This window comes from Exiguobacterium sp. KKT215, from assembly GCF_055635335.1.
This window is the reverse complement of the sequence record NZ_CM145756.1, coordinates 1,282,881-1,302,467: the sequence shown is the minus strand read 5'-3', so window position 1 is coordinate 1,302,467 and position 19,587 is coordinate 1,282,881. Positions and strand designations below refer to the sequence as shown.

The following is a 19,587-nucleotide window of genomic DNA, read 5'->3' as shown; positions in this document are numbered from 1 at the left end:
ACTATTTATTATATAGAAGCTCAATAACTTTTATGCAACATGACATGATGTTCTGCCACTTCTCGTCCATTGACCAGCAAAACGACACGATGCTCCCCTGAATAATGCCGACGAGTCGTCAAATCTGCCCAACTGTGCATCCTGTTCGCTACAAGTCGCGCACCCCCGGGGACGAGTTTGTTCGCTAGCAGAAATGCTTTACGACTCGCTTTCCCGTTCGCTTTTATGAAATCGATGGCGTATTCGACCCGAATATAGGCGGCATCTCCTGGACGAATCGACAAATCATACTGAATCTCGCACGCCTCACCTATGCTGAGCACATTCGGATGTATAGTAATCGATGAGTTGACGGTCAAATCCGTTTCTTGCGTATAACCAAACAAAGTTAACGCGTCCGGGTGTGCGGATTTAATTAACGTTCGGCACGCATGTCTGATGACCCAGTCGGTATGAGGATGTTCGCCTTGCCATCGACGCGAGACTTCGAGCACGGCTTCCGGGTGATCTTTCGAGATATCGTTGAGATTGTTGGCGACACTTTTCCTTACATATAATGATGGGTCTTCTTTCAATAACTCTAAAACCGCAAACACGGGAGCCGGATTTTCTCTGAACATCGGTAATGACTCCGCCCACGGAAGACGAGGACGACAGCCTTCACTTGCCAATCTTCGCACATGCTCATTCGGATGCTTGGCCCATGCCATCATGCGATCCATTACTCGCGTCGAATCACGAAGCAGAAAAGGTCTGATTGCGAATTCAGAAGACGATTTCTGCGTGAAGAGTTCGAGTGCTGACATCGAGCGTTCCCAATGTTCTTCCGCCTGTCCATACACTTCTACGAAGTCGGGAAAAAATAAATATGGAAAGCCGACACAATCGTCTGCAATTTCAACCAATACATCTATAGCTGACTCGTAGTTTTGAGGTAAGTACTCCCCGAGCTTTGTCGAAATACGGCGCATACGCCCTTTCAGCGCTAACGCTTCCCATGACTCATCTCCAATCGATGCGACAAATGCTTGTATATCAAACGATGGGTAAACGGATTGAATACGTCGTCCAAATCCTAGCAAAAAATCCTCATGATATACCTCTTTCAACGGTGTGGCCACGTCTTCCATCTCCTTCAGTTTCGTCTAGTCCGCTCATCCAGCCATACATTCTTCCTCATTATATAGAACGATAGAAAAAGAGTCCTGAAGGAGTTCTTCTTGCGAAGACTCCTTCAGGACTCTGATTGGTAGGGTTAACGTCCCCAGTTCATCTACTTAGTAGAGCGTCATGTACTGATCGCGTTCCCACTCCGTCACTTGCGTGCGGAACATATCCCACTCGATTTCTTTCAACTCGAGGAAGTGCTCACCGATATGCTCGCCAAGCGATTCCATGACGACTTTGTCAGTACGGAGTACTTCGAGCGCGTCGAAGAGCGTAGCCGGAAGATCGTCAATCCCGTTAGCAACACGTTCTGGCTTGTCCATGACGTAGATGTTGCTGTCGATTGGCTTCGGTGCTGTCATGTCTTTCTCAATTCCATCGAGACCTGCAGCCAATAGTGTGGCCAAAGCGAGGTACGGGTTTGCTGCCGGGTCGACCGAACGTACTTCGATTCGAGTCGAGAGACCACGGGCCGCTGGTACACGAACGAGTGGTGAACGGTTGCGCGCGCTCCATGCTACGTAGCAAGGTGCTTCATAACCAGGAACGAGACGCTTGTACGAGTTGACAGTCGGGTTACAAACAGCCGTGAATGCACGGGCATGCTCGAGAATCCCTGCCGTGAAGGCGCGAGCCGTGTCAGAGAGTTCCATTTCGCCGTTCGGATCGTAGAAGACGTTCGTGTCACCTTTGAAGAGCGACATGTTGGCGTGCATCCCTGAACCGTTGACACCGAAGAGCGGCTTCGGCATGAACGTCGCGTGAAGACCATATTTCGCTGCAATCGTCTTGACGACGAGTTTGAACGTTTGGATGTTATCAGCCGTCGTGACCGCATCTGCGTATTTGAAGTCGATCTCGTGCTGACCTGGTGCGACTTCGTGGTGTGATGCTTCGATTTCGAAGCCCATGTTTTCGAGCTCGATGACGATCTCTTTACGGCAGTTCTCGCCGAGGTCGACCGGTGCCAAGTCGAAGTAACCGCCTTGGTCGTTAAGTTCGAGTGTCGGTTGGCCGTTCAAGTCTTTCTTGAAGAGGAAGAACTCAGGCTCTGGTCCGACGTTGAATGCTGTGAAACCGAGCTTCTGCATGCGCTCGAGGTTACGCTTCAAATTGCCGCGCGGGTCACCGCTGAACGGTTTTCCGTCCGGAGTATAAATATCACAAATCAAGCGAGCGACTTTACCGCTGCCGTCTGTCCACGGGAAGACAACCCATGTGTCAAGGTCTGGATAGAGGTTCATGTCTGATTCCTCGATGCGTACGAACCCTTCGATTGAAGAACCATCGAACATCATCTTGTTATCAAGTGCTTTGTCCAATTGGCTGATCGGAACCTCGACGTTTTTAATCGTACCGAGGATATCCGTGAATTGAAGACGAATAAAGCGTACGTCCTCTTCTTGTGCGATGCGTTTGATGTCTTCTTTCGTGAACGTTTTTCTGGCCATGGTGAAATGTCCCCTCTCACATTGTGTAATGGTTAATGTACTGGCGTCATCGATAAAAACGTGACAGCTCACCTTGAATGAGCGACGTCTTATTGAAACGGCCAGCTTCTTGAAGCTGTGTTTTCAATAATTTGTGTAACTCTTGTTCAGAGATCTTCGGTGCTTCATCGACCGGCGCCTTTAGTGATTCCGCGTCTTTAGCGTCGCTGTTATCGAGCATATGACGAATCGCCGCCAAATTGAAGCCTTGATCGATAAAATCCTTGATCGTGAGTAGACGTTCGACATCATTAAAGGAATAGAGCCGTCGTTTCGATTCCGTCCGACTAGGCGAAATCAGACCCTGTTCTTCATAGTACCGAATCTGCCTACCTGTCAGCTGGGTCAAATCTTGAACGATTCCAATCGGAAACAACGGGTTGGAGCGACGAAATTGATCGGCCATCTCTTACCCCTCCTTTTCTGTCTCACACTGTGAGAATAATACATGACAACTTACCTGTCAATAGATGTTAAGAAAGTTAACATGACATTTCGGTTACAACTTCTGTGAGATATTGTCACGGTCAAATGTGACGAGCTCTTTCGTCCGCAATTGGCTCAAGGCAAGCATGAGCGCGACCTTGACGTGGGCGTAAGTTAATCCGCCTTGAACGTAGGCCGTGTAAGGCGCGCGGAGCGGACCGTCGGCCGACAATTCAATCGACGAGCCTTGAATGAACGTCCCGGCTGCCATGATAACGTCATCCTCATACCCCGGCATATAGGCCGGTACCGGCAACGCATGCGCATTGACCGGCGACGCCATCTGGATGCTCTGACAGAACGCAATCATCTTGTCGCGGTCGCGGAACGTCACCGATTGAATCAAATCGGTCCGAGGCGTCGTATAATGCGGATCGGTCTCGAAACCGAGCAATCCGAGCAGGCTCGCCGTCAAGTGCGCCCCTTTCAAGGCTTGGGCGACTGTGTGCGGCGCCATATAAAACCCTTGATACATCTCTTGGAGCGAATAGAGTGACGGACCGGCCTCGCTTCCGATGCCAGGTGTCGTCATGCGGAACGAGCAGCGTTCGACGAGTTCTTTCGTCCCGGCGATATAGCCACCCGTCTTCGCCAAGCCGCCACCCGGGTTTTTGATGAGTGAGCCGGCCATGAGATCAGCCCCGACGTGGGTCGGTTCAATCGTCTCGACGAACTCACCGTAACAGTTGTCGACGAAGACGAAGACGTGCGGGTGTGCCGCTTTGATTTTCGCGATTGCCTCCCCGATTTCTTGGACCGGAATGCTGCGTCGGTTGGCGTAACCTTTCGAGCGCTGGATGCCAACGAGCTTCGTCTCAGGGCGAATCCGTGCGATGACGGTCTCGACATCGATCTGGTCGTCTTTCAACTCGACCGTGTCGTAGCCGACACCAAGTTCTTTGAGCGACCCACGGCCGTCTCCCCGAATCCCGACAATCTCTTCGAGCGTGTCGTACGGCTTGCCGGTAATATAAAGCAGTTCATCCCCTGGCAACAACACACCGAACAAGGCGATCCCGATGGCGTGCGTCCCAGAGATGATTTGCGGGCGGCATAGGGCGAGGTCCGCCCCGAACACGTCAGCATAAATCGACTCGAGCGTGTCGCGTCCAATATCGTCATAGCCGTACCCGGTCGTCGGATTGAAATGAAAGTCCGACACTTTATGCTTCTTAAACGACTCGAGGACACGGTATTGGTTGAACTCCGCTGTCGCCTCGATCGTTTCAAAATATGGTTTTACCCGCGCTTCCGCCTCGGTCACGAACGGGGCCAATTCATCATAATACGCAATCTTTTCTTGCCACATCATTGTTTCACACCTCAAATTGTTTCAGCGTCGCATATAGACGCGTGTCTTCTCTCATATATCCAACGAGTTCGACCGAACCGTCATCGAGGAACTTCTCCTCGAGACGATACATCGAATCTTTGGCCGGATGGTAATGCTCGAACGAGCGGACCGGCAAGATGACGTGTACTTTCGTCAACACATCCGCAATCTTATCTTCGATCGCGCCGATGAGCGTCTCGATATCGTTCGAGTCGAGCGCCGAGATGACGAGCGGTCCGCCGACGAAGTCTTCGGTCAACCGGTCTTTCTTATTGTATACCTCGAGCTGCGGCAACTCACTCGCGCCGAGTTCCGTTAAGACCGAGTTGGTCGTGTCGATTTGGTTCATGTAGTGCGGGTTTGACGAATCGATGACGTGCAAGACGAGGTCAGCCCCGAGCACTTCCTCGAGCGTCGAGCGGAACGCGGCGACGAGTTTCGTCGGCAAGTCGCGAATAAATCCGACCGTATCCGTGATGAGCACTTTCCCGCCGCGCGGCAATTCGAGCTCACGCGTGAGCGGATCGAGCGTCGCGAACAATTCGTCCTGTTCGTACGTATCGGCGTCCGTCAAGCGGTTGAAAATCGTTGATTTTCCGGCGTTCGTATATCCGACGAGCGCGACTTGGAACACACGGTTCTCTTTCCGACGTTCGCGGTAACGGTCACGGTGCGCGACGGTGCCTTCGAGATTTTTCTTAATCTCATCGATGCGGCGCTTGATGTGCCGGCGGTCCGACTCGAGTTTCGTTTCACCCGGTCCCCGTGTCCCGATTCCGCCACCGAGACGTGACAGTTGCGTGCCTTGTCCGATTAAACGCGGGAGCAGGTAGTTCATTTGGGCGAGTTCGACTTGGAGTTTCCCTTCTTTCGATTGGGCCCGTCCGGCAAAGATGTCTAGAATCAATTGCGTCCGGTCAATCAGTTTCATCTCGTCCGGGTCGTTCAGCGAGATGCGGATGTTCTTTGACTGGGCTGGCGACAGCTCGGCGTTGAAGATGACGATGTCCGGCTCGAACTGTTCGATGAGCACCGCGAGCTCCTCGACTTTCCCTTTCCCGATGAACGTGCGGCGGTCGACTTGTTGCCGTTTCTGATCGAGACGGGCGACGACCTCACCTCGTGCCGTATCGACCAATTCGACGAGTTCCCCCATCGATTGTTCATATGTCCAATCGTCGACAGTCGGTAATTGACATCCGACGATAATGACTTTCTCTCGTTGCATAAAAATCCCTCATTCCTATAAGTCTCATCCTCCATCTTACCACGAAACGGCGAATGGAGAACGTCCGTTTGTGGTACGCTATGAGGAGAAGGAGGAACGTCCATGACGAAACGTAGAAAAGAGTATCCATTGCCTGAATATATCGAGGCGTACTTGTTCCATCTCGGCGCGAGCGGCCGTCAACCGTCGACGCTGAAACGCTATCGATACGACTTGATCGATGTGCACAAATACTTTCATGACCATAACGTCGAGCTCGATGCCCCGGAGGCGTGGCTCGCCGTCCCGCTCGAATCGTGGAAGACGTTCGTCAACGACTTCCTCATCGAAGAGAAGCAATACCAACAGGCGACGGTCGCCCGAATCGTCACCGTCATCAATAGCCTGACCGTCTTCTTGAATCCGCTCCGGAAAAAGATGCTCGCCTATGCCCAACCGGCTCATACGCTCACCGTCGACCAGATTGCCTTGCCGACCGAGTTCAGCAAGCTCGTCCGGACGATCCGTTCGACAAGCGGGCTGAGTGAGAACCAGCTTCAGGCGCATCCGTATCTCGTCAATCGGAACGAGCTAATCGTCACGTTGTTCTATAAATATGGACTCCGGGTGCACCATATCATCCGTCTTCGGATGAACGACCTGCATCTCGCGAGCCATGAATTCGACGTCTATGACCGGCTCGGCAACCGGTTCACGTTGAAACTCAGTCAAGAGGACCAGACACTCCTTATGAACTATTTGGCTGACATCCCGACGCCGGTCCGTCCGCGTTGGTACTCGGACGATCCCGTCTTCGTCTCGTTCGACTTCTCCCGGATGACGTTCCGTTGGGTGTATGCGAAGAACCAGCCGAAACAGCTGACGATCGTCATGATTACGAAGATGATGCGCCAATTGAATGAACGCAGCGGTCTCAGCCGTTCGGTCACACCGTCGATGCTCCGGAACGCCCACGTCTTGAAGACGTATGCGATCGACATGACGTCACTTGAACGGATGAACGTTACATGTATGCATAAAGAGTCATCGCTCCGGCGCTATGAGCAGGCGTATGCCGAGTTCGGTAGCGAACTCTTCGGCGAACAAATCCCAAACGAAAACCCCGCCTTGTAAAGGACGGGGTTTTGTATGTTAATGGGCCCATTCATCTCGCAACAGCCCGTACACGACGTGGTCGACGTAGCGGTCATAGAGCCACTCCGCATTGCGGAGCACCCCTTCTTCGAGGAAGCCGAACCGTTCCGGCAAGGCCCGACTCTTCACGTTTCCGGTCGCGACCCGAATCTCAATTTTATCAAGTTTCAAGTCACGGAACCCGTAATCAATGACCGTCTCGAGCGCTTGACTCATAATGCCCTTCCCTTGAAAATCTTGGCCGAGCCAATAGCCGACCGTGCCGCACTTGATGCCTCGGTCGATATCGTTGAAGCCGATTGTCCCGGCGAGCTCACCCTGATACACAATCGCGAACGATTTCGGATAGCCGCCCGTCTCCATCAATCCTTTAATTCGCCCTTCGATGTTTTGTCGTGAATCCTCGACCGTCTCGGTGTAATCGAGCCAACCGAGCCACTCGCGAAGGTATGGCTTCGACGCCATCGTCAACTGGAACAACGCCTCCGCGTCATCGATGGTGAACATTCGTAGTTGAAGCTGGTCATTGATGTCATAGTGTAACATGTCGTTTCCCCCTCTTACTTTCCAATTATTGTGTTCTTCATCATTTTATCGTAAACTATTTGTAAATAATTTGAAAGCGGTGAAAGTATGTAAGTCGACATCATGTCATCCACCCAAAATTGAATAGTTCTGGAGGAGAGTCATGATGAAGTCGTTTTACCTGCTGCTGGTCAGTCAATGGCTGGCCAATATTGGTGATGTGCTTTATATCGTCGCCTTGATCGCTTTGTTATATCAACAGACCGGTTCCGCCCTGGCTGCGGCCAGTTTCCCGATTGCCGTCACGATCGGCATGACCGTGAGCGGTCTGTTCTTTGCCCGCGTCTTATCTCGGTTCACCCTCGGTCAGACGCTGCTCGTCACGCAACTGTTGAAGACAACCTTGCTCGGGGCCGTCATTTGGTCGGAGTCGATTCTCGTCCTCGGCCTCGTCGTGCTCATCGCCTTCTTGGATGGGTTCGCCCGTCCGGTCCAAGCGTCGTTCATCCCCCGGCTGACGACGAATCGCCAACAAGCGAACAGTCTCGTCCAAGGGTCGAACCAGTTCATCCAGCTGGCGATGTGGCCGCTCGGTACGATGGTCGTCGCTTCGTTTTCAAGCGCGATTGCCTTGACCGTCGCGTTGATGTTATTCATGCTCTCGACGCTCGTCACGCTTCGCTTCGTCCGTTCACTCGACCGCGACGTGACGGTAGAAGATGGTGAATCAGACATTTCCCTTAGAGACAGCCTCGCCATCGTGCGAACAGTACCTCATGCTCGATTAATCACGGTATTCGTCACGTTCGAGTCTTTCGTCAGCACGCTCTGGATTTCGGCGCTTTTGCTCGTCTATCTGGAACGACACCTCTACATCGATACGGGCTGGTGGGGGACGATGAACGCGAGCTACTTGATCAGCATGATTCTGGCCAGTGCATACTTGTATCGCGCTCAACGGACCAGTTCGCTTGCTGTCAGCTCCCTACTGTCGGTCGGGGCTGCCTTGTTGTTCGGTGTGACGTCTCATATCGTGTTCGCACTCATTGCGCTCGCAATTCAAGGATACGCCACCCAACTCCGCATCATCCAGACGAACACGGTGCTCCAAGAAACGACACCTGCCTCGCAACTTCCGTACGTCTATAGCGTCCAACAGACGGCTTATACCCTCGCCTTCAGCATCGGCAGCCTGACGTTTGGAATGCTCGCGGACGGATTGCCGATCGCCATCGTCTATTTGATTGGCGCAGGTCTGACCGTCCCGCTCATCTGGCTAGGTCGACAAATCGATTTGACGGAAGATGTGATTCAATCTGCATAATAAGACGGCGCCTTCTCTCTTTGAGAGGGCGCCTGTTTTTAAACTTATTTCGGTTGCTTCAGATTCATTCTGCATCGCGTATACTAAAAGAAAACGCTGATTGGGAGGAAGCTAAATATGAATACGTTATCAAATCATGAAAAAGACGAGATATTGCAAACTCTGCATGTTCGATTTAATGACCACCCGGAACGGCATCCTGATTTCACTTGGCACGACGTCTTGACGCGTCTTCAAGCAAACGACCAGAAACTCGGCGTGCTTGCCGAGATGGAACGGACCAGCGGTGAGCCAGATGTCATTCGACTTCCGAATGGTGCCTTAGCTTTTTGCGACTGCTCACCTGAAAGCCCGAGTGGCCGACGCAGCCTCTGCTATGACGATGCGGCGTTAGCGGCACGAAAAAAAAACAAACCGGATGGGAGTGCCGTCGCATCAGCTGAGAAGATGGGAATCGAGCTACTCGACGAAGCAACGTATCGCCATCTGCAGACGCTCGGCACGTTCGACTTGAAGACGTCGAGCTGGATTGCCACCCCGGAATCGATTCGTCAAAAAGGCGGCGCCTTATTCTGCGACCGGCGTTACGACCAGATCTTCGTCTATCATAATGGTGCCGATTCGTATTATGCGGCCCGAGGATTCCGCGGAATGTTCATCCTTTAAGCAGGGCCACGTGCCTTGCTTTTTTTATGTGAAGAGCCAATTGAAGACGATGGGGACATACTTGACGAAAAATAGACTCACCGGGACGATGGCAAATGCTCTAAACACCCACATATACCATCCGTTATATTTTCGAGTGAAAAAGATCAACGCACTATATGTGACTGCATTCCCAGTAACATCTGGTTCTTCCATCCCTTGCGCAATAATTTCTTTCCATCCTGGAAGTAGACCCGGCGCAAACGAGGCCGCAAAGTCCGGCGTGATATCGTACTTCAACCGCACATACCAGGCGATTATATACATCGATATGAAAAGCAGTGACCACAGCGTCAGAGCAATATTAAGTAACAGCCCTTTCCAACTCTCACTCCGAAAATAAAACACACCAATTAAAATCAACACGCTAAAGATGACGTTGATAATGAATGGGGGTGAAATCGTCAGGATAGAAAATGTTTCGGCGGACATGATTGTTCCGACCGCTAAATTCGTGTTTTGCTCCATCACCACGTTCTCACTTCATTCACGTGCGGTAATAGCTCATCATACAATTCAACGTATAGTCCCATCCCCATCCCCATGCCAATCCCGAGGAGCAACAGAAGTGCTCCTATGTGCTTTGTCGTCATGCAGACGATGATGACATGAAGCACGAGCGTACCAATAATGCTGTCCACAGTCGTACTATCCCCTGATACAATTCGTTTCGGCTTGATCAGCAAATACATGCCGGCGGTTGATAAAATGATACCTAGACAGACGCTTAAAAATAGAACAGTCGCTAACATCTTTCTTTTAAACACCTTTATGTATGAAAATACGGTATGTGAAATAATAAATATCTAAAAACTATGAGTTACCTGTTCAAATTTTAGAGCCTGCCTTCCTATATGTCTACCAAAAATTTCAAATGAATGAACGAATGGGCATGATTGTTTATCTCACGACCACATCGCCCCAATAAAAAAACTGCAGACGATTTGTCTGCAGTTCAATCTTACGCGTGGAGTGTGACGTTCAATTCTTCGGCGACCGCCTTGAAGGCAGCGAGCGCACGTTCGAGGTCGTCACGGGTATGTTCCGCCGTCACGATCGTCCGAATCCGGGCCTTGCCTTTCTCGACCGTCGGGAAGGCGATGCTCTGTGCGAACACGCCGTGGTCTTTCAGCTTATCCGAGAATGTGTGCGCGAGCGTCTCTTCACCGAGCATGACCGGTGTGATCGGCGTCGTCGCATGGCCGATATCGAAGCCGAGATCACGAAGACCCGTCTTGAAGAACTCGGTGTTCGCCCAAAGCTTATCGAACAGTTCCTCTTCTTCTTTCATGACACGGATCGCCTCACGGTTCGCCGCGACGACCGCTGGCGGGTGTGACGTCGAGAACAAGAACGGACGTCCTTTTTGAATCAAGAAGTCACGAATGTCGTTCGAGCAGGCGACGTAGCCGCCGAGGACACCAATCGCTTTCGACAACGTCCCGACTTGGAGCGCGACCCGGCCGTCGAGCCCGAAGTGGTTGACCGTACCGCGGCCGTTTTTGCCCAGCACGCCCGAGGCGTGGGCATCGTCGACCATGACCGCCGCGTCATACTTCTCGGCGAGCTCGACGATTTCTGGGAGCGGCGCGATGTTGCCGTCCATCGAGAAGACGCCGTCCGTGACGACGAGACGCGTCCGGTAGTCCTGCGTCTCTTTCAACGCCGCCTCTAAATCGGCGAGGTCGACGTGCTTATAGATGCGGCGGGCCGCTTTCGTCAACCGGATGCCGTCGATAATCGAGGCGTGGTTGAGCGCGTCACTGATGACGACGTCTTCCGGACCGAGCAACGCCGACAAGACGCCGAGATTCGTCGCGAAGCCCGACTGGAACACGAGCGCCGCTTCCGTATGTTTGAACTCGGCGAGCTCGCGTTCGAACGCCTCGTGCATCTCGAACGTCCCGGCGATCGTCCGGACCGAGCCTGTGCCGGCCCCGAACTGTTCGACCGCTTCAATCGCCGCTTGTTTCAGGCGCGGATGGTTGGCAAGCCCGAGATAGTTGTTCGACGACAGCTGGACGAGCGACTTGCCGTCGATCGTGACCTCGTTTCCTTGCGCCGACTCGAGCGGTACGAGCGAGCGGAACGTGCCCGCTTGTTTCATTTCATTGACTGCTTCTGTAATATGTTCAAATGCCATATCGATTCCCCCTGTTATGGTATTAAGACGACCTTTCCACACTTCCCGGCCCGCATGAGCTCGAAACCTTGCTCGAACTCCTCGAGCTTGAACACGTGCGTGATAATCGGTTCTACGTTCAATTGACCTGTCGCGAGTAGCGTCGACACTTGACCCCACGTCTCATACATCTTGCGTCCAGTGATGCCCTGAACACGCACCCCTTTGAAGACGACGTCACGCGTCAAGTCGATTGCGACCGGCTTGGCTGGGAGTGACAACACATTGACGTCCCCGCCAGCCGTGACCATCTTGAACGCTTGGTCGATGGCGACCGGATGCCCGCTCATCTCACAGACGACATCGATGCCGTCCCCGTCCGTCTGATCCATGATCAGCTCGAGCGGATTTTGCTCGAGGCTATTGATGACGACGTCCGCCCCCATGTCTTCGGCGAGCTTCAACCGGTACGGGTTGACGTCAATCGCATAGACGCGGCTCGCACCGGCCGCCTTGGCGACTCCTACAGCCATGAGGCCAATCGGGCCGCAGCCGACGATAGCGACCGACTTGGCCGACACGTCACTCGCGAGCACCGTGTGAACGGCGTTTCCGAGCGGCTCTTGAATCGAGGCGAGCTTGGCCGGCATCGACTCTGGGTTGACCCACAAGTTCTCTTCGGGCATGACGACATATTCAGCGAAACAGCCTTGCGTGTCGACACCGATGATTTTCGTGTTCTTACAGATGTGATACTGCCCGCGCAAACACTGTTTACATTGGTGACAGACGATATGCGTCTCGGCCGATACGGTCTGTCCGATTTGGATGCGTTTCGTTCCTTCCCCGAGCGCCACGACTTCCCCCGCGAACTCGTGACCGAACACGTATGGCGGTTTGACCCGGCTCTTTGCCCAGTCGTCCCACTCATAAATGTGGACATCGGTCCCGCAAATCGATGTCGCTTTCACTTTGATTAACACTTCCCCGGCTCCTGGTGTCGGGATTGGCACTTCGACCAATTGGGCCCCGAATCCGGCCGTATGTTTTTGAATCGCTTTCATCACAGGTGTCGTTGCTTCCTTCTCTGTCGTAGACACGAGCTGTTCCATTGAAAACGTCCCCCTCTTCATCTCTTAATCGAACTTCACGTTCTCTTTCATCTTGTCATAAAATGACGAACCTGAGAAGATAGAACGTCGATTTTCCAGACAAAAAAGAGAAGCCATCCGCGCCGATGGCTTCTCTTACAAGAATAGGACCTATGTCCCGACCGCAAGCTCATCTTGGTTCGATGATGAGCTTGATTGCCGTTCGTTCTTCTCCGTCAATCATAATATCGGTGAACGCCGGGATGCAAATCAAATCCAGCCCGCTCGGCGCGACGAAACCACGCGCAATCGCGACCGCTTTGATGGATTGATTGAGCGCTCCAGCGCCGATTGCTTGAATCTCACACGTTCCTTTTTCACGAAGTACGCCAGCGAGTGCACCCGCCACGGAGTTAGGATTCGATTTTGCCGAAACTTTGAGTACGTCCATTCTTGTTTCCCCCTCGGGTAGGTTGTTCAATCAAACCATACGGTCTGATCATCTAGGTGTATGCGTTCGATTTTCGTGGCTCGTTTCGATTGGTCATCGATTGTGATTAAAACTCCATTTAGTTGTTCCCGTCCCTCGGCAACTTCAAACCGGACCGGGAGCTGGGTGATGAATTTTCTTAAGACGACCTCGGCATCCATGCCGAGCACCCCGTCGAGCGGACCCGTCATCCCGACGTCGGTGATGTACGCCGTACCGTTTTGTAGGATGCGGTTGTCAGCCGTCTGGACGTGCGTATGGGTGCCGACGACGGCTTGGACGCGTCCGTCAAGATGATACCCCATCGCAATCTTCTCACTTGTCGCCTCGGCGTGCATGTCGACGAAAATCGCATCGACCTCGCCGCGAATCTCTTCGACGAGCGCGTCGACGGAGCGGAACGGACAGTCGAGCGACGGCAGGAACACCGTCCCCATCGCGTTGATGACGGCGAGCTTCTTCCCGCCTTGTTTCAACACCATCATCCCGACACCGGGCGTACCGGTAGGATAGTTGGCCGGGCGGACGATGCGGTCGGCATCATCAATCCAGTCAAAGATGTCACGGTTGTCCCAAGTATGATTCCCCATCGTCACGCCGTGAAATCCAAGCTCGAGAAATTGTTGATAGATTTTTTTTGTGATACCACGTCCGTTGGCTGCGTTTTCACCGTTGACGAGCATGAACGTCGGGCTATATTTGCTTTTTAAGCGTCCGATTTGGGCGCTCAAGATGTCGCGACCTGGTTTTCCGACCACGTCGCCGATAAATAAGATTTTCATAGTCTTGTCCTCCTCCAATAGAAAAAGCGGAGAATGTCTCCGCTCTTGTTACTTCGCATAATCGACGGCACGCGTTTCGCGAATGACCGTCACTTTGATTTGGCCTGGATAGTCAAGCTCATCTTCGATCCGTTTACAGATGTCGCGGGCCATCTTGTTCGCCACGACGTCATCGACGACGTCTGGGCGGACGATGATCCGGACTTCACGTCCCGCTTGGATGGCATATGACTTCTCGACTCCTTCGAACGACTCACAGATCGCTTCGAGGCGCTCAAGGCGTCGGATATAGCTTTCGAGCGTCTCTTGACGGGCTCCTGGACGCGCCGCTGACAAGGCGTCCGCCGCTGCGACGAGAACCGCGATCGTCGATGTCGCTTCGACGTCCCCATGGTGCGAGGCAATCGAGTTGATGACGACCGGATGCTCTTTGTACTTCGTGGCGAGCTCGACACCAATCTCGACGTGGCTGCCTTCGACTTCATGGTCGATGGCTTTCCCGATATCGTGGAGGAGACCCGCTCGCTTGGCGAGCGTGACGTCTTCCCCGAGCTCGGCGGCCATCATGCCGGCGAGGTGGGCTACTTCGACCGAATGGGCGAGCACGTTTTGACCGTAACTCGTCCGGTAACGCATTCGACCGAGCGTCTTGACGAGGTCCGGGTGGACGCCGTGGATGCCGGCTGAGAATGTCGCTTCTTCCCCGTATTCACGGATGCGCTCATCGACTTCACGACGTGATTTCTCGACCATCTCTTCAATGCGGGCCGGATGGATCCGACCGTCTTGAACGAGTTTTTCAAGCGTCATCTTGGCGATTTCACGACGGACCGGGTCAAATCCAGACAGGATGACCGCTTCCGGCGTGTCATCGATGATGAGGTCGATGCCGGTGAGTGTCTCGAGCGTGCGGATGTTACGTCCTTCACGTCCGATAATCCGCCCTTTCATCTCATCACTCGGCAAGTTGACGACTGATACGGTCGTCTCGGCGACGTGTTCGGCCGCATAACGTTGCATCGTGAGAGACAAGAGGTGTTTCGCTTTTTTATCAGCTTCTAATTTTGCTTTTTGCTCGATTTCTTTTTGAAGGAGAGCAGCATCGTGAAGCGCTTCCTGCTTCGCTTCGTCCATGATGATGGTCCGTGCTTCTTCTTTCGACAAGGCTGCCACGCGTACTAGTTCTTGGCGTGCCTCCTCATATAATTCCTCCACTTTGCTCTCGAGCGTTTCCGCTTCACGCTTCCGTTTCGCGAGTGCAGCCTCACGTTCATCCAACGCGTCTTCTTTCCGTTCAAGCATGTCTGCTTTCCGGTCGAGAAGCTCTTCCTTTTGGACGAAACGATTTTCTTTCACTTTCTGCTCTTCACGTCGTTCGCGCAATTCTTGTTCGGTTTCATTGCGAAGTTGAATCATCTCTTCTTTTACTTCAAGCCGTGCTTCTTTTTGCATCGCTTCCGATTGTTGTCGCGCTTGCTCTACAATCTTGGTCGCTTCCGTCTCGGCACCTTGAATCTTCGCTTCGGCGATCGATTTACGCACAAAAAAACCTGCAACAAAAGCTATCGGCAAAAGGAGGATCAGAATAAGCTCTAATAGCCATTCCATCATGTTCACCTCCCTTTCGCAAGGTTATTTTATTTTTTCATGAATGAAAACGCGAGCGAGCCCGCGTATAGCTTTATTGTACTTATTTACCTGTTAGAATGCAATGCACGGACAGGATAGAACTACCAATTCATCAAAAAAATTATACTAAAAAAATCTCGCCTGAACCATGTCAGGCGAGAAACGTTACTTACTCTTCGTCTAAAAGTGAGAGGACGTCATCGTTGTCAGCTTCGACTGTGACCGTCTTTTCACCGTTGAGACCGTAGTGGTCGCGAATCCGTTCTTCGACCGATGCGGCCACCGACGGGTTCTCTTTCATATACTGCTTCGCGTTCTCACGGCCTTGACCGAGACGCTCCTCGTTGTACGAGTACCACGCGCCGCTCTTTTGAACGATATCGAGGTCGGCCCCGATGTCGATGAGCTCGCCTTCACGCGAGATTCCTTCGCCGTACATGATATCGACTTCTGCCGTCTTGAACGGTGGCGCGATCTTGTTTTTGACGACTTTGATTTTCGTCCGGTTCCCGACCATGTCTTGGCCTTGTTTGAGCGTTTCAGCACGACGGACTTCGAGACGGACCGACGAATAGAACTTGAGGGCACGACCACCAGGTGTCGTTTCCGGGTTACCGAACATGATTCCGATTTTCTCACGGATTTGGTTGATGAAGATGACGATTGTCTTCGACTTGTTCGTCGCACCAGACAATTTACGGAGCGCTTGGCTCATGAGGCGGGCTTGAAGACCGACGTGTGAGTCTCCCATCTCCCCTTCAATCTCGGCTTTCGGAACGAGTGCCGCAACCGAGTCGACGACGAGGATATCGACCGCACCAGAGCGGACGAGGGCTTCCGCGATCTCAAGGGCTTGTTCCCCTGTATCCGGTTGTGATAAGAGCAACTCATCGATGTTGACGCCCAAGTTTTGTGCGTATTTCGGGTCGAGCGCGTGCTCGGCGTCGACGAAGGCAGCTTGTCCGCCGCGCTTTTGAACTTCAGCGATGGCATGAAGCGCTACCGTCGTCTTACCTGACGATTCAGGTCCGTACACTTCGATGACACGACCACGTGGATAACCACCTGCACCGAGGGCGATGTCGAGGGCGATTGAGCCTGACGGGGTCACCGAAACTTGCTGATCTGTATTTTCACCGAGGCGCATGATTGAGCCTTTACCGAATTGTTTCTCAATTTGGCGTAATGCCATTTCTAACGCTTGTTTACGATCACTCATAGATTAATGAGCCTCCTTTGATTGATACTTTCATTATAAGCGAAGCGAAGACGATACACAAGTTTTTTGCGAACGTTTATTCGCCTTTTTTCATTTGTTGCAGGAGCGCCCACATTCCGTCTTTCGTAGCCCGGGCTTGAATGACATGCCGCTCTTGATGCGGGTAATCACGTTCGATCACGTCAATCCCGTCCGGTGACCGGATGCCGATGAACACTTTTCCGACCGGCTGACCCGAATTTGACGTCGGACCGGCCTCGCCGGTGAACGCCAGCCCATAATCCGTTCCGGTCTGACGCGTCAGACCGAGGATCATTTCAAAGGCGACTTCTTTTGAGACGACCGAGTGTGAATCAATTGTATCAAGGGACACCCCTAAAAACCTATTTTTTAGCTCGTCGGAGTACGTGACGACCCCGCCCTTGAACACCGAGGATGCTCCTGGAACGGCCGTGAGCATCGCTTGGGCTTGACCGCCCGTGAGCGACTCGGCAATCGACAGCGTCGCCTTGCGCGCTTGTAACTCGTGAATCAGCCGTGCGGCGAGCGTATCCTCGTCTGAACCGAAGTAATAGTGACCGACCCGCGCCAAAATATCCTGTTTGACCCGTTCAATCATCTCCCGCGCCACGGTCTCGGTATCGGCGCGGGCGCTGATGCGCAGTCGTGCCTCGCCCGACTCGGCGTATGGGGCGACCGTTGGGTTCGACCCGGTCATCAAATCGACGACGGCCGCGTCGAGCGCCGACTCACCGATTTCATAAAAGCGCAACGATTCAGAGACGATGGTCATCCCGCCGAATTTTTCTGGGAACGTGGCGTCGACGATCGCTTTCATCTCCCACGGGACACCCGGTAACAACAGCCATGTCGGTTCGTCCTCGATCCACATCCCGGGCGCGAGACCGACCGGGTTGGTGAGCACTTCGGCCCCGGTTAAGACGTCGGCTTGCCGCGCGTCCCCTTCGTTCGGCTCGCGTCCGCGCGAGGCGACGAAGCGATGGATCGTCTCGAGCGATGCTTCGTCACGGATGAGTGGACGGCCGAGCACCTCGGCGAGTGTCGTCTTCGTGATATCATCCGCCGTCGGCCCAAGGCCGCCAGTGACGATGACGAATTCACTTCGTGATCGCGCTTGTTCGAGTGTCGCTCGCAAACGTTCCTGATTATCTCCGACGACTACATGATACAGCACGGACAACCCATATTTCGATAGCTGTTCTGATAAGTAACGGGCGTTCGTGTTCGTGATTTCCCCTAAGAGCAGTTCAGAGCCTACCGCAATGATTTCGGTGCGTTTCATCCAAATTCCTCCTCCCAATAAAAAAACGAGCTGTTCGGCCAAGCTGAACAACTCGTCTATGCCGATGGTTACATCGACTTTACAATGATCTTATAGTTTTGTGCGAAATATTCGGCCCCTGAGTAAATCGTCAAGACGAGCGCGAGCCACATGGCCCATTCGCCGAACGGGATGCCGACATAGCTGAAAATCGGGTTGCCGAACAGCAGGAAGATGATGGCAAAGAGTTGGACCCATGTCTTCGCTTTGCCCGACTTCCCGGCCGCGACGACGATTCCTTCATCGGCCGCCACGAGACGAAGTCCCGTCACCGCGAACTCACGCGAGAGAATGACGACGACGACCCATGCCGCGACGAGATCCATCTCGACGAGCAGGACAAGTGCCGCCGTGACGAGTAATTTGTCAGCGAGCGGATCCATGAATTTCCCAAAGTTGGTGACCAAGTTGTGCTTCCGGGCGAGATGCCCGTCAAGCCAGTCAGTGATAGCGGCAATCGTAAAGATGACCGCGGCGATGAATTGATGGAGCGGTACGTCCGCCCCGAGGAAAGCGATGTCTCCCCAATCAAAATCTACGGCGAGTAAGACGACGAACACGGGGATGAGCAACACCCGTAACATCGTCAAACGGTTAGGTAGGTTCATCGAGAACTCCTCCTCTAGAAGGAGAGTCAACTTATTCTGCGTCGACTCTCTTTACAAATATATTTTGTGTGACCGGCGAGTCGGCTAATTCAAGCTCCCGGCCATTGACAACAATTTTCTCGACCCCACCGATCAAGCCGATTCGGATGCGAAGCGTATCCGTCTCCGCGTCCTCGATGACAATCGGGTTTTGTTTCGATTGGTTCGGATATTCCGGAGCGAGGAACGCTCCCTCGAGTGAGGTGTCCCGAACACCGACATATGTCGCCGGCGACTCTTTCACATGAATCTCCGTCGTCAGTTTATCGGCCGTCGCGATCTCATATGTGAGGTCTGCCCCGTTCGTCGACGCGACCGCAATCGGTCCCGTCTCTTCTGCCGGTTCTTCTTCGACCGGTTCTTCAGCCGGCGGTTCTTCTTCGACCGGCTCTTCTTCCGGCACGTCCTTGTTTTGATCAATGGTTACACCCGAGTTCGTCTGTTCAGTCGGTGACGCGTTTTGGTCGCCGAAATCAAGGTTTCGGACGACGTAATAGACGGCCGTCATCAACAGGAACGCGACGAGCACGAGCATGACTTTCGGTACCCAACGCGAGACACGGCTCGACGTCTCGGACGCTTTCGAATAGGTTTGCTTTCGCGATAATTGAACGGTCGGTTGCGGCTCGATTTTCGGCAAGTCTTTCGCATACGTCTCGTACAGTTCATCGACATCAAGTCCTAACGATTCCGCATACGTTTTAATGAACGCCCGTGCATAGAACGAGCCAGGGAGATTTTTGTAATCACCTTCCTCGATCGCGATGATATAGCGTTTTTGAATCTTCGTCGTCTGCTGGATTTGGTCGAGCGTCAAACCGCTCGCCTCACGCCTTTGTTTCAAAAAAGTCCCTAGTTCTGTCACAGGGGTCC

General features: G+C 53.0%; 20 protein-coding genes. 3 read left to right on the top strand and 17 right to left on the bottom strand.

The window, feature by feature from the left end:
• Positions 1-20: 20 nt before the first annotated feature.
• From ACZ2GZ_RS06785 to hflX, 5 genes are all read right to left on the bottom strand, one after another.
• The gene (locus ACZ2GZ_RS06785) at positions 21-1,121 is read right to left on the bottom strand and encodes a DNA alkylation repair protein (RefSeq protein WP_214714756.1); all 1,101 of its coding nucleotides are present in this window, start codon (positions 1,119-1,121) and stop codon (positions 21-23) included.
• A gap of 156 nt (positions 1,122-1,277) precedes the next feature.
• Positions 1,278-2,618: a type I glutamate--ammonia ligase gene (gene glnA / locus ACZ2GZ_RS06780; RefSeq protein WP_021067592.1), complete on the bottom strand. Its 1,341-nt coding sequence runs from the start codon at positions 2,616-2,618 to the stop codon at positions 1,278-1,280.
• Between the two features lie 46 nt (positions 2,619-2,664).
• On the bottom strand, positions 2,665-3,063 hold the full coding sequence (locus ACZ2GZ_RS06775; RefSeq protein ID WP_029595347.1) for a MerR family transcriptional regulator: 399 nt from the start codon (positions 3,061-3,063) through the stop codon (positions 2,665-2,667).
• A 93-nt stretch (positions 3,064-3,156) separates the two neighbouring features.
• The gene (locus ACZ2GZ_RS06770) at positions 3,157-4,452 is read right to left on the bottom strand and encodes a methionine gamma-lyase family protein (RefSeq protein WP_058764531.1); all 1,296 of its coding nucleotides are present in this window, start codon (positions 4,450-4,452) and stop codon (positions 3,157-3,159) included.
• Between the two features lie 7 nt (positions 4,453-4,459).
• Positions 4,460-5,704 (bottom strand): GTPase HflX, encoded by a 1,245-nt coding sequence (gene hflX, locus ACZ2GZ_RS06765; RefSeq protein ID WP_021067595.1) that lies wholly within the window; start codon positions 5,702-5,704, stop codon positions 4,460-4,462.
• A gap of 102 nt (positions 5,705-5,806) precedes the next feature.
• Between hflX and ACZ2GZ_RS06760 the strand changes: the two genes are divergently transcribed.
• Positions 5,807-6,817, top strand: a complete 1,011-nt coding sequence (locus tag ACZ2GZ_RS06760; protein ID WP_029595345.1) for a site-specific integrase — start codon at positions 5,807-5,809, stop codon at positions 6,815-6,817.
• An 18-nt stretch (positions 6,818-6,835) separates the two neighbouring features.
• On the opposite strand, the gene ACZ2GZ_RS06755 is transcribed toward ACZ2GZ_RS06760, so the two are convergent.
• On the bottom strand, positions 6,836-7,384 hold the full coding sequence (locus ACZ2GZ_RS06755) for a GNAT family N-acetyltransferase (protein WP_214714754.1): 549 nt from the start codon (positions 7,382-7,384) through the stop codon (positions 6,836-6,838).
• Positions 7,385-7,529: 145 nt separating this feature from the next.
• On the opposite strand from ACZ2GZ_RS06755, the gene ACZ2GZ_RS06750 reads away from it, so the two are divergent.
• Complete coding sequence (locus ACZ2GZ_RS06750) at positions 7,530-8,687, top strand: MFS transporter (protein WP_214714752.1); 1,158 nt, start codon at positions 7,530-7,532, stop codon at positions 8,685-8,687.
• A gap of 117 nt (positions 8,688-8,804) precedes the next feature.
• A complete protein-coding gene (locus ACZ2GZ_RS06745; RefSeq protein WP_029595342.1) occupies positions 8,805-9,353 on the top strand; it encodes a DUF4256 domain-containing protein in 549 nt (182 codons plus the stop codon).
• Between the two features lie 24 nt (positions 9,354-9,377).
• On the opposite strand, the gene ACZ2GZ_RS06740 is transcribed toward ACZ2GZ_RS06745, so the two are convergent.
• From ACZ2GZ_RS06740 to ACZ2GZ_RS06690, 11 genes are all read right to left on the bottom strand, one after another.
• Positions 9,378-9,866 (bottom strand): hypothetical protein, encoded by a 489-nt coding sequence (locus ACZ2GZ_RS06740; protein ID WP_470295589.1) that lies wholly within the window; start codon positions 9,864-9,866, stop codon positions 9,378-9,380.
• Entirely contained in the window at positions 9,860-10,033 is a 174-nt protein-coding gene (locus ACZ2GZ_RS06735; protein WP_214714748.1) for a hypothetical protein, read from the bottom strand. The genes ACZ2GZ_RS06740 and ACZ2GZ_RS06735 overlap by 7 nt, the downstream gene beginning before the upstream one ends.
• A gap of 320 nt (positions 10,034-10,353) precedes the next feature.
• Positions 10,354-11,535 (bottom strand): glycine C-acetyltransferase, encoded by a 1,182-nt coding sequence (locus tag ACZ2GZ_RS06730; protein ID WP_029595339.1) that lies wholly within the window; start codon positions 11,533-11,535, stop codon positions 10,354-10,356.
• Between the two features lie 14 nt (positions 11,536-11,549).
• On the bottom strand, positions 11,550-12,626 hold the full coding sequence (gene tdh, locus ACZ2GZ_RS06725) for an L-threonine 3-dehydrogenase (RefSeq protein ID WP_051627709.1): 1,077 nt from the start codon (positions 12,624-12,626) through the stop codon (positions 11,550-11,552).
• Between the two features lie 169 nt (positions 12,627-12,795).
• Positions 12,796-13,056, bottom strand: coding sequence for a stage V sporulation protein S (locus ACZ2GZ_RS06720; RefSeq protein ID WP_012726477.1), 261 nt, complete (start codon positions 13,054-13,056; stop codon positions 12,796-12,798).
• A gap of 26 nt (positions 13,057-13,082) precedes the next feature.
• Entirely contained in the window at positions 13,083-13,877 is a 795-nt protein-coding gene (locus ACZ2GZ_RS06715) for a TIGR00282 family metallophosphoesterase (protein WP_214714746.1), read from the bottom strand.
• Between the two features lie 48 nt (positions 13,878-13,925).
• Complete coding sequence (rny, locus tag ACZ2GZ_RS06710) at positions 13,926-15,488, bottom strand: ribonuclease Y (RefSeq protein WP_029595337.1); 1,563 nt, start codon at positions 15,486-15,488, stop codon at positions 13,926-13,928.
• 187 nt (positions 15,489-15,675) lie between these two features.
• The gene (gene recA / locus ACZ2GZ_RS06705) at positions 15,676-16,725 is read right to left on the bottom strand and encodes a recombinase RecA (protein WP_021067612.1); all 1,050 of its coding nucleotides are present in this window, start codon (positions 16,723-16,725) and stop codon (positions 15,676-15,678) included.
• A 76-nt stretch (positions 16,726-16,801) separates the two neighbouring features.
• Entirely contained in the window at positions 16,802-18,028 is a 1,227-nt protein-coding gene (locus ACZ2GZ_RS06700; RefSeq protein WP_214714744.1) for a competence/damage-inducible protein A, read from the bottom strand.
• A 68-nt stretch (positions 18,029-18,096) separates the two neighbouring features.
• Positions 18,097-18,675 carry a CDP-diacylglycerol--glycerol-3-phosphate 3-phosphatidyltransferase gene (gene pgsA, locus ACZ2GZ_RS06695; protein WP_021067614.1) on the bottom strand — a complete coding sequence of 193 codons (579 nt, stop codon included), beginning with the start codon at positions 18,673-18,675 and terminating at the stop codon, positions 18,097-18,099.
• Positions 18,676-18,706: 31 nt separating this feature from the next.
• Positions 18,707-19,579 carry a helix-turn-helix domain-containing protein gene (locus ACZ2GZ_RS06690; protein WP_029595335.1) on the bottom strand — a complete coding sequence of 291 codons (873 nt, stop codon included), beginning with the start codon at positions 19,577-19,579 and terminating at the stop codon, positions 18,707-18,709.
• Positions 19,580-19,587: the final 8 nt, after the last annotated feature.

What these genes read in the sequence shown, in the direction of transcription:
- glnA (WP_021067592.1), bottom strand. Translation starts at nt 2,618, where the DNA reads ATGGCCAGAAAAACGTTCACGAAAGAAGACATCAAACGCATCGCACAA.
- ACZ2GZ_RS06775 (WP_029595347.1), bottom strand. Translation starts at nt 3,063, where the DNA reads ATGGCCGATCAATTTCGTCGCTCCAACCCGTTGTTTCCGATTGGAATC.
- ACZ2GZ_RS06770 (WP_058764531.1), bottom strand. Translation starts at nt 4,452, where the DNA reads ATGTGGCAAGAAAAGATTGCGTATTATGATGAATTGGCCCCGTTCGTG.
- hflX (WP_021067595.1), bottom strand. Translation starts at nt 5,704, where the DNA reads ATGCAACGAGAGAAAGTCATTATCGTCGGATGTCAATTACCGACTGTC.
- ACZ2GZ_RS06760 (WP_029595345.1), top strand. Translation starts at nt 5,807, where the DNA reads ATGACGAAACGTAGAAAAGAGTATCCATTGCCTGAATATATCGAGGCG.
- ACZ2GZ_RS06755 (WP_214714754.1), bottom strand. Translation starts at nt 7,384, where the DNA reads ATGTTACACTATGACATCAATGACCAGCTTCAACTACGAATGTTCACC.
- ACZ2GZ_RS06750 (WP_214714752.1), top strand. Translation starts at nt 7,530, where the DNA reads ATGAAGTCGTTTTACCTGCTGCTGGTCAGTCAATGGCTGGCCAATATT.
- ACZ2GZ_RS06745 (WP_029595342.1), top strand. Translation starts at nt 8,805, where the DNA reads ATGAATACGTTATCAAATCATGAAAAAGACGAGATATTGCAAACTCTG.
- ACZ2GZ_RS06730 (WP_029595339.1), bottom strand. Translation starts at nt 11,535, where the DNA reads ATGGCATTTGAACATATTACAGAAGCAGTCAATGAAATGAAACAAGCG.
- tdh (WP_051627709.1), bottom strand. Translation starts at nt 12,626, where the DNA reads ATGGAACAGCTCGTGTCTACGACAGAGAAGGAAGCAACGACACCTGTG.
- ACZ2GZ_RS06720 (WP_012726477.1), bottom strand. Translation starts at nt 13,056, where the DNA reads ATGGACGTACTCAAAGTTTCGGCAAAATCGAATCCTAACTCCGTGGCG.
- ACZ2GZ_RS06715 (WP_214714746.1), bottom strand. Translation starts at nt 13,877, where the DNA reads ATGAAAATCTTATTTATCGGCGACGTGGTCGGAAAACCAGGTCGCGAC.
- rny (WP_029595337.1), bottom strand. Translation starts at nt 15,488, where the DNA reads ATGATGGAATGGCTATTAGAGCTTATTCTGATCCTCCTTTTGCCGATA.
- recA (WP_021067612.1), bottom strand. Translation starts at nt 16,725, where the DNA reads ATGAGTGATCGTAAACAAGCGTTAGAAATGGCATTACGCCAAATTGAG.
- ACZ2GZ_RS06700 (WP_214714744.1), bottom strand. Translation starts at nt 18,028, where the DNA reads ATGAAACGCACCGAAATCATTGCGGTAGGCTCTGAACTGCTCTTAGGG.
- pgsA (WP_021067614.1), bottom strand. Translation starts at nt 18,675, where the DNA reads ATGAACCTACCTAACCGTTTGACGATGTTACGGGTGTTGCTCATCCCC.